Origin of the sequence: Paracoccus ravus, from assembly GCF_004522175.1 — a bacterium.
Lineage (GTDB): Bacteria > Pseudomonadota > Alphaproteobacteria > Rhodobacterales > Rhodobacteraceae > Paracoccus > Paracoccus ravus.
Genome location: NZ_SDEB01000084.1, coordinates 1 through 1,197, shown reverse-complemented (window position 1 = coordinate 1,197; position 1,197 = coordinate 1). Strand labels below are relative to the sequence as shown.

The 1,197-nt window shown below is 58.1% G+C and carries 1 protein-coding gene; it reads left to right on the top strand.

Translation table 11 applies throughout. From position 1 onward, the window contains the following. Nucleotides 1-70 precede the first annotated feature (70 nt). A protein-coding gene (locus tag ESZ60_RS20605; protein WP_134682500.1) for an IS3 family transposase occupies nt 71-1,158 on the top strand; the annotation gives its coding sequence in 2 pieces (ribosomal slippage) (nt 71-332 and nt 332-1,158; 1,089 coding nt in all). The last annotated feature ends 39 nt before the right edge of the window (nt 1,159-1,197 follow it).

Below are 1,197 nucleotides of genomic sequence, written 5' to 3'. Positions count from 1 at the left end.
GGTAATCCTCCCCATGGTTAAGGGGCTGCATAAGTAGAATTTTCTCGTAGCGTGAGCTGAGGAGATTCGAATGAGAAAGAGCCGTTTCACGGAACCGCAGATCATGGCTGTGCTTCGTCAGGCTGAGAGCGGTGTGGCGGTGCCTGAACTTTGCCGGGAGCATGGGATCAGCACGGCGAGCTTCTACAAGTGGCGTTCCAAGTATGGTGGCATGGATGCGTCGATGATGAGCCAGATGAAGGCTCTTGAAGACGAGAACCGGCGGCTGAAGCGTATGTTCGCGGACCTGAGCATGCAGGCCGACCTGCTCAAGGAGGCCCTCGGAAAAAAATAGCACGGCCAGCTCAGCGCCGCGAGCTGGCCGAGAAGGCTGTGGCGACAAAGGGGGTCAGCATCGCGCTGGCCTGCCGGGCATTTGGTGTCAGCGAGACCTGCTTTCGCTACAGCCCGAGGCGTGATGCCGAGAATGAGTTCATCGCAGACCTTCTGGAAGGGCTGACCAAGGCGCATCGAACCTGGGGCTTCGGATTGTGCTTTCTGCATATGCGCAACGTCCAGGGGCACCGCTGGAACCATAAGCGTGTCCATAGGATCTACTGCGAGCTTGAACTGAATCTGCGGATCAAGCCGCGGCGAAGGATCAAGCGTGACAAGCCTGAAGAGCTCAGCGTCCCGGAGGCCCCGAACATGGTCTGGTCAATGGACTTCATGGCTGACCGTTTGGCCGATGGCCGTCAATTCCGGCTCTTGAACGTGCTGGACGACTTCAACCGTGAAGGCCTGGGTATCGAGGTCGACTTCTCGCTTCCTGCCGAGCGGGTGGTCCGGTCGCTTAACCAGATCATCGAGTGGCGCGGTAAGCCCCTGGCGATAAGGGTGGACAATGGCCCGGAATACATTAGCTCCACGCTGATGATCTGGGCCGAGAAGCAGGGCATTGCCCTGAACCACATCCAGCCCGGGAAGCCGCAGCAGAACGCCTATGTCGAGCGTTACAACAGAACGGTCCGGCATGAATGGCTAGACCTCTACATCTTTGAAACCATTGAGGAGGCGCAGGAGATCGCAACCGACTGGCTATGGACTTACAACAACGAGCGCCCCAACATGGGCATCGGCGGCATCACACCCGCCCAGAAACTGAAAATGGCTGCCTGAGGTCTACTTCTGCGCCCCGTTAAAACGGGGAGGATTACC